The 15,590-nt window shown below is 71.5% G+C and carries 12 protein-coding genes and 1 tRNA gene; 9 read left to right on the top strand and 4 right to left on the bottom strand.

From position 1 onward, the window contains the following. Positions 1-69: 69 nt before the first annotated feature. Positions 70-1,563, bottom strand: a complete 1,494-nt coding sequence (locus CXY01_RS04785) for a peroxidase family protein (protein ID WP_146925908.1) — start codon at positions 1,561-1,563, stop codon at positions 70-72. 129 nt (positions 1,564-1,692) lie between these two features. Here CXY01_RS04785 and CXY01_RS04780 point away from each other — a divergent pair, with 129 nt between their 5' ends. The 9 genes from CXY01_RS04780 to CXY01_RS04740 all read left to right on the top strand — a co-directional run bounded on the left by CXY01_RS04780 (position 1,693) and on the right by CXY01_RS04740 (position 11,982). After that, the gene (locus CXY01_RS04780) at positions 1,693-2,055 is read left to right on the top strand and encodes a GntR family transcriptional regulator (RefSeq protein ID WP_146925907.1); all 363 of its coding nucleotides are present in this window, start codon (positions 1,693-1,695) and stop codon (positions 2,053-2,055) included. Next, positions 2,052-2,948 (top strand): ATP-binding cassette domain-containing protein, encoded by an 897-nt coding sequence (locus CXY01_RS04775; protein WP_146925906.1) that lies wholly within the window; start codon positions 2,052-2,054, stop codon positions 2,946-2,948. The genes CXY01_RS04780 and CXY01_RS04775 overlap by 4 nt, the downstream gene beginning before the upstream one ends. Then, positions 2,945-3,685, top strand: coding sequence for a hypothetical protein (locus tag CXY01_RS04770; protein ID WP_146925905.1), 741 nt, complete (start codon positions 2,945-2,947; stop codon positions 3,683-3,685). Before CXY01_RS04775 ends, CXY01_RS04770 begins: the two co-directional genes overlap by 4 nt. A gap of 73 nt (positions 3,686-3,758) precedes the next feature. Beyond that, the gene (locus CXY01_RS04765; protein WP_146925904.1) at positions 3,759-4,658 is read left to right on the top strand and encodes an ABC transporter ATP-binding protein; all 900 of its coding nucleotides are present in this window, start codon (positions 3,759-3,761) and stop codon (positions 4,656-4,658) included. A gap of 2 nt (positions 4,659-4,660) precedes the next feature. Further along, positions 4,661-5,449 carry an ABC transporter permease gene (locus CXY01_RS04760; RefSeq protein WP_146925903.1) on the top strand — a complete coding sequence of 263 codons (789 nt, stop codon included), beginning with the start codon at positions 4,661-4,663 and terminating at the stop codon, positions 5,447-5,449. A gap of 247 nt (positions 5,450-5,696) precedes the next feature. Then, on the top strand, positions 5,697-8,984 hold the full coding sequence (locus CXY01_RS04755; protein WP_146925902.1) for a glycoside hydrolase family 48 protein: 3,288 nt from the start codon (positions 5,697-5,699) through the stop codon (positions 8,982-8,984). Positions 8,985-9,116: 132 nt separating this feature from the next. Further along, the gene (locus tag CXY01_RS04750; RefSeq protein ID WP_146925901.1) at positions 9,117-10,454 is read left to right on the top strand and encodes a sensor histidine kinase; all 1,338 of its coding nucleotides are present in this window, start codon (positions 9,117-9,119) and stop codon (positions 10,452-10,454) included. Continuing rightward, positions 10,442-11,110, top strand: coding sequence for a response regulator transcription factor (locus CXY01_RS04745; RefSeq protein ID WP_146925900.1), 669 nt, complete (start codon positions 10,442-10,444; stop codon positions 11,108-11,110). The genes CXY01_RS04750 and CXY01_RS04745 overlap by 13 nt, the downstream gene beginning before the upstream one ends. After that, positions 11,107-11,982, top strand: a complete 876-nt coding sequence (locus CXY01_RS04740; RefSeq protein ID WP_146925899.1) for a DUF4097 family beta strand repeat-containing protein — start codon at positions 11,107-11,109, stop codon at positions 11,980-11,982. Before CXY01_RS04745 ends, CXY01_RS04740 begins: the two co-directional genes overlap by 4 nt. A gap of 57 nt (positions 11,983-12,039) precedes the next feature. On the opposite strand, the gene CXY01_RS04735 is transcribed toward CXY01_RS04740, so the two are convergent. The 3 genes from CXY01_RS04735 to CXY01_RS04725 form a co-directional block, all read right to left on the bottom strand. Beyond that, positions 12,040-12,113 (bottom strand) — tRNA-Pro (locus CXY01_RS04735). A 48-nt stretch (positions 12,114-12,161) separates the two neighbouring features. Further along, positions 12,162-13,112, bottom strand: a complete 951-nt coding sequence (locus tag CXY01_RS04730) for a metallophosphoesterase (protein WP_371862748.1) — start codon at positions 13,110-13,112, stop codon at positions 12,162-12,164. Then, a complete protein-coding gene (locus CXY01_RS04725) occupies positions 13,112-15,586 on the bottom strand; it encodes a transglycosylase domain-containing protein (protein WP_146925898.1) in 2,475 nt (824 codons plus the stop codon). Before CXY01_RS04725 ends, CXY01_RS04730 begins: the two co-directional genes overlap by 1 nt. Between the last annotated feature and the right edge of the window lie 4 nt (positions 15,587-15,590).

Raw genomic sequence — 15,590 nt, 5'->3', positions numbered from 1 at the left:
GTGGCGACCCGGGACGTCCGCAGGTTCGAGCGTCCCGGCGACCGGATGTGCGGACGCAGCCGCACTGGGTCAGGCCAGGGCGCCGACCACGCCCGCCGCGGTGAGCAGGTCCGTGATGCCGAAGTCGTCGTCGGTGCCGTAGGTCGGGGTCCAGTCCGGGTCCTGCGACAGGTACGACGACGGGTCGCCGTCGATGAGGCCGTGGAAGACCTCGGCGACGATCCGCCCCCCGACCGGGCCGAGGTGCTGACCGTCGGCGCGGACGTCGGCCTCCCGGAGCACGTAGAACCACAGCGGCGTCCGCTTGTGCAGGCCGAACGGCTCGAGGTCGGCCAGCTCGCTCTCGTGCAGCGGGGTCTCCTGCATGGCGGCGGCGACGCGCTGCCCGGAGGGGACCTCCATCGTCAGGCCGCGGATCAGGTTGCGGATGGCGAGCGAGTCGGGCTCGTCGGACGGCTGGCCCAGTAGGTGGAAGAGGGCCGTCGAGAGCTTGGTGTCGATCCGCTTGTTCTTGCGCACCTGGCCGCCGCCGAAGTCGAAGAACGTCTGCCAGTCGATGAACCGTCGCGGTGCCCGGCAGCCGCCGCGCAGGTCGGCGGGGTCGGTGCCGGTGGCGGTGTGGTCGAAGATGACCGCGAAGAACTGGAGGGTGCGGTCGGTGGCCGAGGTGCCGAAGTTCGCGCGGTAGCTGGGTCGCACCTGCGAGTGCCCGAACCGGTAGGCCGCGACGGAGAACTCCACCGGGATGTAGGGGGAGTTGCGCCAGTCGTAGAACCTGCGGCCGTTCGCCACGATGTCGGCGACGAGCGCGTCGCCACAGGTCAGCGGCAGGAACTCGTGCAGGATCATCCACTGGTAGTGCCACCGGACGATGCGCTGCGCCTCGGCGAACAGCTCGCCGGGAGTGGCCAGCGGGCCGAGGTCGCCGCGGACGTCAGAGACCACCCGGTTGTGGAAGCGCAGGAACGCCAGGTGCAGCTGGTCGACGATGAGGTTCTCGTCGTTGCGCGGGTCGCCGATGAGCGCGGTGCCCTGGGTGTTGCGCGGCACGTCGAAGCGCTGGACGCCGTCGATGCAGACGGCCTCGGAGCCGACGTTGGGCTCGACCAGCATCGTGGTGCGCCCGTGGTCGACGCTCTGGTCGTAGAGGTGCGGTGACACGCCGGGGCCGCCGCCGTAGACGCTGTCCAGGTCGAGCGCCGGGATGCGGAAGTTGCGGAGCGACTCGGGGTCCTGGGTGCGAGCCAGGCTCGACGTCGGGTCGAACGTCATGTCGTGGTCGAGGAACTGCCCGAGGAACGTCATGCCGGCCGTGAGGCGCGGGTTGTCCGGGTTGTCGACGCTGAGCGTCGGGTCGACGATCAGCGCGAACGGGTCGGCGGTCGGGCTCTCGTTGGTGTCCATGATCCCGCCGGGCCTGCCCAGCTCGACGAGCGCGGCCCGGACGGTCGCGGTGTCGGCGGCGAATCCCGGGAGCGCCGGGAACAGGCGGCCGAAGCGGCCCTGGTCGTAGAACGTGGACTTCGGTGTCCGAATGCCCTGGTCGGCATCTCCGTGCGGCATGGCTCCCCCTCAGGCGTCACTGGTGGTCGTTCGGGAAGAGCGGCGAACGAGGACCGTGATACCCCTTGCGGGCGGACGCGGTCCTATGGTTAGTTGGTCAAGTAACGAACCCAAGAACGGAGGCGCGCGATGTTCGACGGGCGTGACCCCCTGTACGTGCAGATCGCCGACCAGATCCGGTCGGACGTGCTGACCGGAGCCCTGCGAGCGGAGGAACAGGTCATGTCGACCACGCAGTACGCGACGACGTTCCGCATCAACCCGGCGACCGCCGCGAAGGCGTTCACCGAGCTGGTCGACGAGGGCGTCCTCTACAAGCGCCGCGGCATCGGCATGTTCGTCGCGGAGGGCGCCCGCGAGCAGCTGCTCGCGCAGCGCCGGGCCTCGTTCTTCGCCGAGGTGGTCGAGCCCATGCTCGAGCAGGCGCGCGTGCTGGACATCGGTGTCGACGAGATCGTCGACAAGCTTCGTGAGAAGGAGGGACCGCGATGAGCGGCTTCGGCGTCGAGGTCCGCGACCTCACCGCCCGGTACGACACGACGGTCGCGCTCGACGCGGTGTCGTTCACGATCCGTCCCGGCGTCATCACCGGCCTGCTCGGGCGCAACGGCTCGGGCAAGACGACCGCGCTGTCGGTGCTCGCCGCGTTCCGGCGCGCGACCTCCGGCACGGTGCTGGTCGACGGCGAGGACCCGTGGGAGAACGAGCGGGTGCTGTCGGGCACGTGCCTGGTGCGCGAGAGCGGCGACGTCGCACTCGACCAGAAGCTCAAGGAGACCCTCGACTTCCTCGGCGACCGTCGGCCGCTGTTCTCCCGCGAGCTGGCGGACACGCTGATGGACCGCTTCGAGCTCGACCCGCTCACCAAGCCCAACAAGCTGTCCCGCGGCAAGCGGTCGGCGTTCGGGGTCGTCGTGGGGCTCGCCAGCCGCACGCCGCTGACGCTGCTCGACGAGGTGCACCTCGGCATGGACGCCCCGTCGCGGTACGCGTTCTACGACGCCCTGCTGACCGACTGGCTGGAGCACCCCCGAACGATCGTCCTGTCCAGCCACCTGATCGGCGAGGTCGAGCGGCTGCTCGAGGACGTGGTGGTCCTCGACCGTGGCACGGTGCTGACCGCGTCGGACGCGGAGACGCTGCGCTCGGGCGGTGTCACGGTCACGGGGCCGGCGGAAGCGGTCGAGGCCTTCGTCGTCGGCCGCCAGGTCGTCGCGCGCCAGCAGCTGGGCCGGACCGCCCAGGCCACCCTCGTCGGCGCCCGGGACGACGACGCGAGCCGCGCCCGGCAGCACGGGCTCGAGCTGGGCCCCGTCGCGCTGCAGGACCTGTTCGTCCACCTGACCGACCGCCCCGTCCCGGCCATCCCGGAGGAGTCGCGATGAGCATCGACACGGCACGCCGTCCCACCACCAGCTCCGTGCGCGCCACCGCGTCCTGGCTGCTCTGGATGAACCTCTACCTGGCGGCGTGGTTCTGGATCCTCGCGATCGTCGCGGTGACCGTCGGCCTCGTGGTCATCAACCAGGTGGGCGAGGTCAACAACAGCGTCCTGGCGTTCGCCCGGCAGGGTGCCGTCTGGTTCCCGTTCTCCGTGCTGATCGCCACCACGGCGGCGTACCTGCCGGTGCACATCGCAGCCGGTCTCACCCGGCGCAGCCTGGCGCTGGGGTCGTTGGTCGCCGCGACGGGCACGGCCCTCGCGTACGGGCTGGTCTTCACCGGTCTGCTGCTCGTCGAGCGCGCGGTCTTCGATGCGCTCGGGTGGCAGTGGCGGATCCTCGAGGACCTCACCCCTGCCGAGACCGAGCCTCTGACGATGCTCGTGGGCACCACGCTCCTGTTCGTGGTCGCCTACGTGTCCGGCCTGCTGGTCGGGATCACGTACCAGCGTGCCGGCGGTTGGTGGGGGACGGTGTCCCTGCCGCTGACCGCCGGGCCGATCCTCCTGGTCTTCGCCCTGTTCGCGCAGGACGCGGGACCGTTCTCGACCTCCGAGTGGTTCGGCGGCGACCAGCCGCTCCTCGTCGCCTCCTTCGCGGCCCTGCTGATCGCGGGAGCCATGGCGTTCGCCTTCGACCGCCTGACACGCGGCGCATCCGTCCCCAACCGCACCGCCTGACACCCCATCCCCGCTCCGGGACCGGCTCCGTGCCGCTCCCGTGGCACCGCACACCCTCGGGAAGGAACGACCCATGTCCGTCATCCAGGTCCAGAACCTGCACAAGCGCTACGGCAGCAAGGTCGCCGTCGACGACGTCAGCCTCGAGGTCCACCGCGGCGAGATCTTCGGCATCCTCGGCCGCAACGGGGCCGGCAAGACCACCACCGTCGAGATCATCGGGGGTCTGCGCGACGCCGACGGCGGCACCGTCCGCGTGCTCGGCCTCGACCCGGCGCGCGACCGCACCCGGTTGCGCCAGGTGGTGGGGCTGCAGCTCCAGGAGAGCCAGGTGCAGCCCAAGCTGGGCGTCCGCGAGGCCCTCGACCTGTACGCGTCGTTCTACCCCGACCCGGCCGACCCGGCGCAGCTGCTCGACGAGCTGGGGCTGACGGAGCGGGCGGACGCACGCTTCGAGCAGCTGTCCGGCGGCCAGAAGCAGCGGCTCTCGGTCGCGCTCGCCCTCGTCGGCAACCCGCAGGTCGCCATCCTCGACGAGCTCACCACGGGCCTCGACCCGCACGCCCGCCGGGACACGTGGGAGGTCGTGGAGCGCATCCGCGACCGCGGCGTGACGATCGTGCTGGTCACGCACCTGATGGAGGAGGCCGAGCGGCTCTGCGACCGCATCGCGCTCATCAACGCGGGTCGCGTGGTGGCGACGGGCACCCCGGCGGAGCTGGTCGCACGCGCGGCCTCCGACCAGGTGCTGCGGTTCCGTCCGTCGGCTCCCGTGCCCGTCGGTCTGCTGGAGCAGGTGGCCAGCATCACGCACGCCGACGACGGCACCATCGAGGCCCGCGGTCACGAGAACGTCGTCCAGGACGTCCTCGTCGCGCTGGCCCAGCAGGGCATCCGCCCCGAGAACCTGCGCCTCGAGCAGAGCTCCCTCGAGGACGCGTTCGTCGCACTCACCACCCCCCTGGAGGTCTGACCATGTCCACCACGACCCTCACGCGGACCTCCGGGTCCGGTGCCCTGTCCCGGCTCACCGCCGTCGAGGCCCGGCTGTTCCTCCGCGAGCCGTCCGGCGCGTTCTTCGCGGTCCTCTTCCCGGCCGTCCTGCTCACGGTGCTCGGCCTCGTGATGCCGTGGGCCGACCTGCCGTTCAACGACCAGGACCCGATCCTCAAGCAGATCAACGGCATCACCGGGTACGCACCGACGGTCCTGGCGCTCGCGGTGGCGACGGTGGGCCTGTCCGCCTACCCGCAGACCATCGCCGGGTACCGCGGCCGCGGGGTCCTCAAGCGGATGTCCACCACCCCGGTGCCGCCGTCGCGCATCCTGGTCGCCCAGCTGGCGGTCAACCTGGTGGCTCTGCTGGTGGCGGCCGTGCTGATGTTCGCGGCCGGCGCCCTGGTGGTCGGGGTCGCCGCACCGGCGGAGCCCCTGGTCCTGCTCGGCGCGTTCCTGCTCAGCGTGCTCTCGGCGTTCGCGGTCGGCTCGGTGATCGCGGCCCTGGCCCCGAACGCCCCCGCGGCGACGGCGTGGGGGATGTCGGTGTACTTCGTCTCGCTGTTCTTCGCGGGCGTCTGGCTGCCCCTGCCGCTGATGCCCGACGTCATCCAGACGATCGCCGGGTACACGCCGCTGGGCGCGGCCAGCGAGGCCATGGCCGCCGCCTGGTACGGGCAGCCGTTCGACGTCGCGCCGTTCCTGGTCATGGCCGCCTGGACGCTCGTGGCACTGCCGGTGTCGGCCCGCTTCTTCCGGTGGTCCTGACGACCATGTGGTCGCGCTCCCACCAGAATCGTTTAGGACCCTGGACGCTGGCTGTGCACCGCCGGAAAGTGGGCGCCGACCCGGCCGTCATCTGCCCGGAGGTCCGCGCCGCTGCGGACCGAACCGGCACCGTCGGCCAGTTCCTTCGCGCACCTCCGTCACCGCTCCCGCACGCCTGCGTGCGGGGCGCCGGGACGCACCCGCGACGTCGCGGGTGCGTTCCCGACAGCCAGAAAGGTACGAGTAGATGTCCTCATCGACCCGACGGCGAACTGCCTGGGTGGCCACGGCCACCCTGAGCGCAGCCTCGCTGCTGGCCATCTGCGGGGTCTCTCCCGCGATGGCCGCCCCCGCACCGGCCACCGTGACGGTGCCCGCTGCTGCTCCCGTGAAGGCCGCCGTGCCGGACGGGGAGTACGCCGAGCGCTTCCTCGCCCAGTACGACAAGATCAAGGACCCCGCCAACGGCTACTTCAGCGCGCAGGGCATCCCGTACCACTCCGTCGAGACCCTGCTCGTCGAGGCCCCCGACTACGGGCACGAGACGACCTCCGAGGCGTACAGCTACTGGCTGTGGCTCGAGGCGCTCTACGGGCAGATGACGCAGGACTGGGCACCTCTGAACCACGCCTGGGACACCATGGAGAAGTACATGATCCCGGGCTCGGTCGACCAGCCGACCAGCTCCTTCTACAACCCGAACTCGCCGGCCACCTACGCGCCCGAGTTCAACCACCCGAGCGGCTACCCGTCGCAGCTCAACAGCGGCATCACGGGAGGCACCGACCCGATCGGCGCCGAGCTCAAGTCGACGTACGGCAACTCGGACGTCTACCAGATGCACTGGCTCGCGGACGTCGACAACGTCTATGGCTTCGGCGCCACACCTGGCCCTGGCTGCACGCTCGGCCCGACCGCGACCGGCTCGTCGTTCATCAACACGTTCCAGCGTGGTCCGCAGGAGTCGGTCTGGGAGACCGTCCCGCAGCCCTCGTGCGAGGAGTTCAAGTACGGCGGCCCCAACGGCTTCCTGGACCTGTTCACCAAGGACGCCTCGTACGCGAAGCAGTGGAAGTACACCTCGGCGTCCGACGCCGACGCCCGCGCCGTCGAGGCCATCTACTGGGCCAACAAGTGGGCCACCGAGCAGGGCAAGCAGGCGGACGTCGCCGCGACGGTCGCCAAGGCCGCCAAGATGGGCGACTACCTGCGGTACACGCTCTTCGACAAGTACTTCAAGAAGGTCGGCTGCACGTCGCCGTCGTGCCCTGCGGGCTCCGGGCGTGAGGCCGCGCACTACCTGCTCTCCTGGTACATGGCCTGGGGCGGCGCGACCGACTCGAGCGCCGGCTGGGCGTGGCGCATCGGCTCCTCGCACGCGCACTTCGGCTACCAGAACCCGCTCGCTGCGTACGCGCTGTCGACCGACCCGGCCCTGACGCCGAAGTCGCCCTCCGCCAAGGCGGACTGGGCCGCCTCGCTGCAGCGCCAGCTCGAGTTCTACACGTGGCTGCAGGCGTCCAACGGTGGCATCGCCGGTGGCGCGACCAACAGCTGGGACGGCGCGTACGCGACGCCTCCGGCCGGCACGCCCACGTTCTACGGCATGGGCTACACCGAGGCGCCCGTCTACGTCGACCCGCCGTCGAACCGCTGGTTCGGCATGCAGGCGTGGGGCGTCCAGCGCGTCGCCGAGCTGTACTACGCCTCGGGCGACCCGAAGGCCAAGGCGATCCTCGACAAGTGGGTCCCCTGGGTCATCGCGAACGTCAAGACTGACGGCGCGAACTGGAGCGTCCCGAACGAGCTCAAGTGGACCGGCAAGCCGGACACGTGGAACGCAGCCTCCCCCACAGGCAACCCCGGCCTGACGGTCACGGTGCAGAACTCGGGCCAGGACGTCGGCGTTGCCGGCGACACCGCCCGTGCGCTGATCTTCTACGCCGCCAAGTCCGGCAACGTCGCCGCCCGCGACACCGCCAAGAACCTCCTCGACGCGATCTGGGACAACAACCAGGACCCCCTGGGTGTCTCGACCATCGAGACCCGTGGCGACTTCAAGCGGTTCGACGACAAGTACGTCCCGAACGGTGACGGCATCTACATCCCCTCCGGCTGGACCGGCACGATGCCCAACGGCGACGTCATCAAGCCCGGCGTGTCCTTCCTGGACATCCGCAGCTTCTACAAGAACGACCCGAACTGGTCCAAGGTCCAGACCGCTCTCGACGGTGGTGCGGACCCGCAGTTCCGCTTCCACCGCTTCTGGTCGCAGACGGCCGTCGCCGGCGCTCTCGCCGACTACGCGCGGCTGTTCGAGGGCACGACGCCCCCGCCGGTCGACACCGTGGCGCCGTCCGTCCCGACGGGTCTGCTCGGTGGCACCACGACCGCGACGACGGCCACGATCTCGTGGACGGCCTCGACGGACAACACCGGTGGCTCGGGTGTGGCCGGGTACGACGTCTACCGCGGCACGACGAAGGTCGGCAGCTCGACCACCACGTCGTTCACGGAGACCGGTCTGACCCCGTCCACGGCGTACGCGTACACCGTGCGGGCCAAGGACGTCGCGGGCAACGTGTCCGCCGCGTCGTCGGCCGTCTCGGTCACCACCAAGGCCACGCCGTCCGACACGACCGCGCCGAGCGTCCCCACGGGCCTCGTCGCGAGCGCGGTCACGCAGAACAGCCTCACGCTGTCCTGGACGGCGTCGACCGACAACGCGGGCGGGTCCGGCCTGGCCGGGTACGACGTGTACCGGGGCACCACGCGCGTCGGCTCCACCACGACGACGTCGTACTCCGACACCGGTCTCACGGCTGCGACGGCGTACTCGTACACCGTCCGGGCGAAGGACGTGGCGGGCAACGTCTCCGCCGCGTCGACCGCCCTGTCGGTGACCACGCTGCCGGGCACCACGCAGGACACGATCGCCCCGTCGGTGCCTGCGGGCCTCGTCGCGACGACCGTGACCGACTTCAGCGTCGCCCTCACGTGGACCGCGTCCACGGACACGGGCGGCTCCGGCCTGGCCGGCTACGACGTCTACCGGGGGACCACCAAGGTCGGCACGCCGACCGCGGCCTCCTACACGGACAGCGGCCTCACGGCGGCGACGGCGTACCAGTACACCGTCCGGGCACGGGACGTCGCGGGCAACGTGTCCGCCGCGTCGTCGGCCCTGTCGGTGACGACGAAGCCCACCACGTCGACCAGCTCCTGCAAGGTGACCTACACCGCGAGCAGCTGGAACACGGGCTTCACGGCCTCCGTCAAGGTGACCAACACCGGCACGACGGCGCTGAACGGCTGGAGCCTCGGCTTCTCGTTCGCCAACGGCCAGAAGGTCACGCAGGGCTGGAGCGCCGACTGGTCGCAGTCCGGCACGGCGGTCACGGCCAAGAACGCCGCCTGGAACGGCACTCTCGGTGCCGGCCAGTCGACGGACATCGGGTTCAACGGCTCCCACTCGGGGACCAACACCAACCCGACGGCCTTCACGCTGAACGGCGCGACCTGCGCCATCGGCTAGTCGCCTGACGAACGGGCCGGTCCTCTCCGGAGGGCCGGCCCGTTCCGCTGTCCGGGGTAGGGCAGACCCCACCCTGCCCTCGTGGGTGGTCAGGCTGTCTGCGGATCGGCCCCGAGCCCTAGCGTCACTGTCATGACCTCACCGACACCTCCGAGCAGCGCGTCCGACGACATCCGCGTCGTCGCTCCCGCGTTCGCCGACCTGCGTGCGCTCGCCGCCGCACCCGTGTCCGTGGCGACGTGGCGGGGCATCTCGCAGATCGTCGTCGGCTCGTTCGTCCTCCTCGTCGCGGCGATCGCCTTCACCGTCGCGCTCTCGCTGTCCCTGTCGCTGCTCGTGCTGTTCGTGGGCATCCCGATGCTCGTCGCGACGCTGTGGGCGTGCCGGCCGTTCGCCGCCGTCGAGCGGGCCCGTCTGCACGCCCAGCTCGACGTCACCATCCCGGCGCCGACGTACCCGCGCCGCGACGGTGTGTGGGCCTCGTGGTGGGCCGTGCTGTCCGACGGCCGCACGTGGGCGCACGTGGCCTACCTGGTGGTCGCCGGGCTGCTGCTGACGGCCCAGGGCATCGCCGTGACGTTCGCCGCCGGCTTCGCGCTCGGCGGGCTCGTGTACCCCGTCGTCGCTCTGGCCGCGGGGCTGACCGGGCCGCCGATCCCGCTGGTGCTCATGGTCCCCGCCGCGCTCCTGTGCGCGTGGGTCGCGGCCATCACGGTCCAGGCGGGGTCGCTCGCGATCGTCCGCCTCGGGCGGTCGCTGCTCGGGTCGTCGCCCCGCGCCGAGGCGGTCGAGCTGGCGCGGCAGGCGCAGGCGCGCGCCGCGCAGGCCGAGGGGCGGGCGGTCCAGCTGACCGAGACCCGTACGGCCGCCGTGGGTGCCGCCGACGAGGAGCGCCGCCGCATCGAGCGGGACCTGCACGACGGTGCGCAGCAGCGGCTCGTCGCGCTCGGCGTGGAGCTGGGCTCCGCCCGGCGGAAGGCGTCGAGCGACCCCGAGGCGGCAGCCGCCCTGGAGCACGCGCACCGCGAGGTCAAGGAGACGCTCGCCGAGCTGCGCGACCTGGTCCGCGGCATCCACCCGGCGGTCCTCACCGACCGCGGTCTCGACGCCGCACTGTCCGCGCTGGCCGCCCGCAGCCCCGTCCCGGTCCGCGTCGACGTCCCTGAGCCGCCGTCGTTGAGCCGGGCCAGCACGGCCGCGCAGGCTGCCGCGTACTTCGTCGCCGCCGAGGCCCTCACCAACGCCGCCAAGCATGCGCAGGCCCAGGCGGTGACGGTCACGGCGACGGTCGCCGGAGAGAACCTGCGCCTCGTCGTCGCCGACGACGGCCGCGGGGGAGCTCGTGCGACGCCCGGCAGCGGGCTCGACGGACTGCGCAGCCGTGTCGCCGCCCTGGACGGCACGTTCGACCTGGACAGCCCGGCCGGAGCCGGCACACGACTGACCGTGGAGGTGCCGTGCGCATCGTGATCGCGGAGGACTCGGTCCTCCTGCTGGACGGCCTCACCCGGCTGCTCGCCGCCGAGGGGCACGACGTCACCGGCTACACCACCGCCGACGAGGTCGTCGCCGCACTCGGCCCGTCCGCCGCCGTCCCCGACATCCTGGTCACCGACGTCCGGATGCCCCCGTCGCACACCGACGAGGGCCTGCGCGCCGCGGTGCACCTGCGCAGCCTGCACCCCCGGCTGCCCGTGCTGGTCCTGTCGCAGTACGTGGAGCAGCGGTACGCCCGCGAGCTGTTCGCCAGCGACGTGCGCGGCCTCGGCTACGTGCTCAAGGACCGCGTGGCGGACGTGGACGAGTTCCTCGACGCCCTCGGCCGGGTGGCGGGCGGCGGCACCGTGATCGACCCCGAGGTCGTCGCCCAGATCCTCGCCCGGGCCCGACGGTCGGGCCTCGAGACCCTCACCCCGCGCGAGCGGGACGTGCTCGGCCTCATGGCGGAGGGCCGCTCCAACGCGGCGATCGCCGACCGCCTCGTCGTCGGGCTCCCCGCCGTCGAGAAGCACGTGACCTCGATCTTCACCAAGCTCGACCTCCCGCAGGCCGCCGACGACCACCGCCGCGTGCTCGCCGTCCTGCGCTGGCTCGAGCACGAACCCACGAACGGAGAACGACCATGACCGACACCCTGGAACGGCCGGTCGGCCCCCCGAACCCTGCGCCGAGCCCGACCCCGCGCGGCCCCGGCGCACGCGCCCTGACCTGGGTGGGCGGCATCGTGGGTGGCGTCCTGCTCCTGTCGGGTGCCTACAGCGCCGTGGACCTGCTCGCGATGGGGTCCGAGGGGGCCACGACCGTGGCCGAGTCGGCCACCTACGACGGTGCGCCCGTGGTCGAGCTCGTCGCCGACGGGCACGTCACGGTGACCACCGGCGGCGACCGCGTGGAGGTCGACCGGACGTCGCGGACGGTCCTGTCCACGGCGACCTACCGGGTCGACGAGTCCTCCGACCGCCTGCGCGTGAGCTACCGGTGCGAGTGGTGGCGGCCCGGCTTCTGCTCGGCGTCGCTCGACGTGACCGTCCCGGACGGCACCTCGGTGATCGTGCGTGCCCTCGACGGCACCGTGACCGCCACGTCGCTGCGCGGACCCCTGGACGTGCACGTCAGTGACGGCTCGGTGGACGTCTCCGAGATCGACGGCGACGTCACGGTCCGGTCGGCCGACGCCCGCACGTCGGTCAGGGACGTCCGCGGGACGGTGGACGTGAGCTCGGCCGACGGCCCCATCGAGATCTCCGACGTGTCCGGGGACGTCACCGCGCAGTCCAGCGACGGCCGGACCGAGATCTGGGACGCGCGGGCGAACATCGACGTCCGCTCGAGCGACGGGGGCGTCACCGTGCATGGCACGGGGAGGCCGGTCGCGCTCGACATCACCACCGCGGACGGCCGGCAGACGGTCGAGGGGGCCGTCGATCCCACCTCGCCGATCCACGTCCGGATCGACACGGTCGACGGGTACGTGGAGTACCTGGGCCCGCGCGGCTGACCGCACGAGAAAGGCCCCTGATCAGCAGATCTGCTGATCAGGGGCCTTTCTCGTCTGTCGGGGTGGCGGGATTCGAACCCACGACCTCTTCGTCCCGAACGAAGCGCGCTACCAAGCTGCGCCACACCCCGTGGAGCCTGGCAAGGATAGCCGACGACGGGGCGTGGGACGAAACTGGATCAGGGCGCGACGAGTGTGAGCAGCGTCGCCTCGGGGCGGCACGCGAACCGCACGGGGGCGTACGGCGACGTCCCGAGCCCTGCGGACACGTGCATCCAGGTCGAGCCGGCGCCCCCGGGCTGGTCCGGGCGCGGGCCGGGCCACCCGTGCAGACCCTTGGCCCGGCGGGTGTCGAGGTCGCAGTTGGTCACCAGGGCGCCCCAGAACGGCAGGGCCAGCTGGCCGCCGTGCGTGTGCCCGGCGATCGCCAGGTCGACGTCGTCCTCGTGCATCGCGTCGAGGACCCGCCGGTAGGGCGCATGCGTGATGCCCAGGTGCAGGTCGACGGGGGTCGGGCCGGTCCGCGCGTCGTCGGCGTCACCGGCGTCGGGGAACCGGTCGCGGTCCAGGTGCGCGTCGTCCGTGCCCACCAGGGACAGCACCCGGCCGTCGACCTTGAGCACGTCCCGGCGGTTGGTCAGGTCGATCCAGCCCGCCGACCGGAAGCGGGACGTCAGCTCGCGCCACGGCAGCTCCGGAGGGGTCTGCGCAGGACGTCGCCGGGCGTCCGGCAGGAGGTACCGGGCCGGGTTCTTGGGTGCCGGGGCGATGTAGTCGTTGGAGCCGAGCACGAACGCCCCGGGCACCGCGAGGTGCGGCTCCAGGGCCTCCAGCAGCGCCGGCATCGCCTCGAGGTGCGCCCAGTTGTCGCCCGTGTCGACGACCATGTGCGGGTCCAGCGAGGCCAGGTCCTTGACCCAGTCGACCTTCCGGCGCTGACCGGGCGTCAGGTGCAGGTCCGACAGGTGCAGGATGCGCAGCGGGTCCTGGCCGGCCGGGAGCACCGGCACGGTGACCTGCCGCAGCGTGTACCAGCGCACCTCCACCAGCGAGGCGTACGCGAGCGCGCCCGCGCCGGCGAGCGCGACCGCTCCCGCCGTGCGGGCGACGTCGGACGTCGAGATGCCCACTAACCGTTGCCGTTGTTGCCGTTGCCGTTACCGCGGCCACCGCCGTCGCCACCGCCGCCGCCGCCGCCACCCGGCCCGCCCGGAGCGGGCTGACCCTGGCCGGGGGCCGGACCGGCGGGCGCCTGACCGTTGGACAGCGTGAGGACGATGGTCGTGCCGCGCGTCGCGGTGCCCGACGAGCTCTGCGACACCACGTTCCCCGCGGGGAGGTTCGAGCCCACCTGGGTCGGGTCGATGCTGGAGCTGAAGCCGGCCTGCTGGAGGATCGCGCGTGCGTCACCCTCCGACCTGCCGACGACGGACGGCACGGGCACCCGCTCGCCGAAGACGAGCTTGTCGTCCGGAGCCCCGAAGCCGGGGTTCTCGACGCCGGCGAGGGCCTGGTCGGTGAACCGCTTCCAGGTCGGTGCCGCGATGGTGGACCCGAAGGTGTACCGGACGAACTTCCCGTTGATGGTCATGTTCTGCACCGGGGTGGGCGCCTGCGAGAAGCCCACCCACACCGCGGTCGCCAGCAGCGGCGTGTACCCGACGAACCAGGTGTCCTCGTTGCGGGTCGTCGTGCCCGTCTTGCCGGCGGACGGGTAGGACGGCGCGCCGACCGACTTGGCGGTGCCCTTCCACACGTTGCCCAGGGCGAAGTTCATGGTATTGGCGTACTTCGGCTCGATCGCCTGGGCGCAGTTGGCCTGCGGGATCGGCAGCTCGGCGCCGTCGGCGTTCTGCACGCTGGTGATCGCGATCGGCTTGCAGTAGACGCCGCCCGACGCGAAGGACGCGAAGGCCGCGGCCATCGAGAGGGGCGCCACGGAGTCGGTGCCGATGACGTTCGAGGGGTTGACCGACGGCGAGCTCGTGCCGTCCGCCTTCGGCTTGGCCGTGTGCATGCCCAGCGCCTCGGCGCCCTTCATGATGTTGCACATGTCGAGCTGCGTGGCCATGGTCAGGTAGGCGAGGTTCACGGAGTTCTGCGTGGCGTTGGCCACCGACATCATCCCGGAGCCGGGCTCGGAGTTCCCGACCTTCCACGGCACGTTCGGGCCCTTCTGGCCGCACGTGACGAACTGGTTCTCGTTCAGCGTGCGCTCGGTGCCGTTGACCTGGTCGTTGAGGCTGTGGCCCTGCTTGAGCCACTCGAGCAGGGTGAACGGCTTGAACGTCGAGCCGGGGGCGAACCCGCCCGAGCCGCCGTACGCGCCGTCGGTGTTGAAGTTGACGGACTCCTCACGCGACCCCGGCGTCGCCGCCGCGGCGTAGATCCGGTTCTGCGCCATCGCCAGGATCTTGCCGGTGCCCGGCTGCACGGTGACGATCGCGCTGGCGACACCCGACGGGTCGTCGACCGGGATGCCGTTCTTCACCTCGGTGTCGGCCAGCGTCTGCAGGTTCGGGTCCAGCGTCGTGGTGATGGTCAGACCGCCCTTGTACAGGAGCCCGACCCGCTCGTCCCGCGTGGCGCCGAAGGCCTCGTCGTTGGCGATGACCTTGGTGACGAAGTCGCAGAAGTAGCCGGAGCCGGCGATGACGTCACCGGCCGCGACGCAGCCCTGCTTCAGCGGCGTGATGCGCATGGTGTCCGGCAGGGGGGTCGCGATGCCGGCGGCGTACTCCTCGTCGGTGATGAAGCCCTGCTCGTTCATGAGCTTCAGCACGCGGTCCCGACGCGTCTGCGAGGCCTCGGGGTTGAGCACCGGGTCCCACTTGGTGGGGCTCTGGGTCACCCCGGCGATGGTCGCGGCCTCGATGTAGTTCAGGTCGAGCGCGGGCTTGCTGAAGTAGTACTGCGCAGCGGACTCGGCCCCGTACACCGACGCCCCGAACGGCGCGATGTTCAGGTACTTCTCGAGGATCTCTTCCTTGCTCATCCGCTTCTCGAGGGCGATGGCGAGCTTGGCCTCGCGCAGCTTGCGCGCGTACCCCTCGGTGCCGGTCGCCCCGCGGGCCGCCTGGAGGGCCTCGAGCTTCTCGGCCTCGGTCTCCTTGCTGAGCGCCTCCTCGATGAGGACGTTCTTGATGTACTGCTGCGTGAGCGTCGAGGCGCCCTCCTGGCCGCCGTCCTCGTCCGTCTGGTTCTTGACGAACGCGCGGAGCATGCCGGTGGGGTCGACGCCCACGTGCTGGTAGAAGCGCTTGTCCTCCGTCGCGATGACGGCCTGCTGCAGCAGGGGCGAGATCGACGCGAGCGGGACCACGACCCGGTTCTGCGTCCAGAACGTCGCCAGCAGGCGGCCGTCCGCCGCCTTGATGACCGACTTCTCGGGCAGCGCCTTCTCGGTCTCCGCGAGCTCGGTCGGCAGGTCGTCGAAGGCGGTGACGGTCATGTCCGTCACGCCGTTGGCAACAGCGACCCCGGGCAGGACGAGACCGGCGGCGAGCACCCCGGACACGCCCGCGACGAGCGCGAACGTGAGCAGGAGGGCGATCGCCTGGAAGACGTTGACCTGTCGGCCGCGCTGGCGCGCAGGGTTCGGCATGCCG

Origin of the sequence: Cellulomonas xylanilytica (assembly GCF_007989805.1) — a bacterium.
GTDB lineage: Bacteria > Actinomycetota > Actinomycetes > Actinomycetales > Cellulomonadaceae > Cellulomonas > Cellulomonas xylanilytica.
Note: the sequence above shows the minus strand (reverse complement) of the source record. Positions and strands in the feature narration are given on the sequence as shown.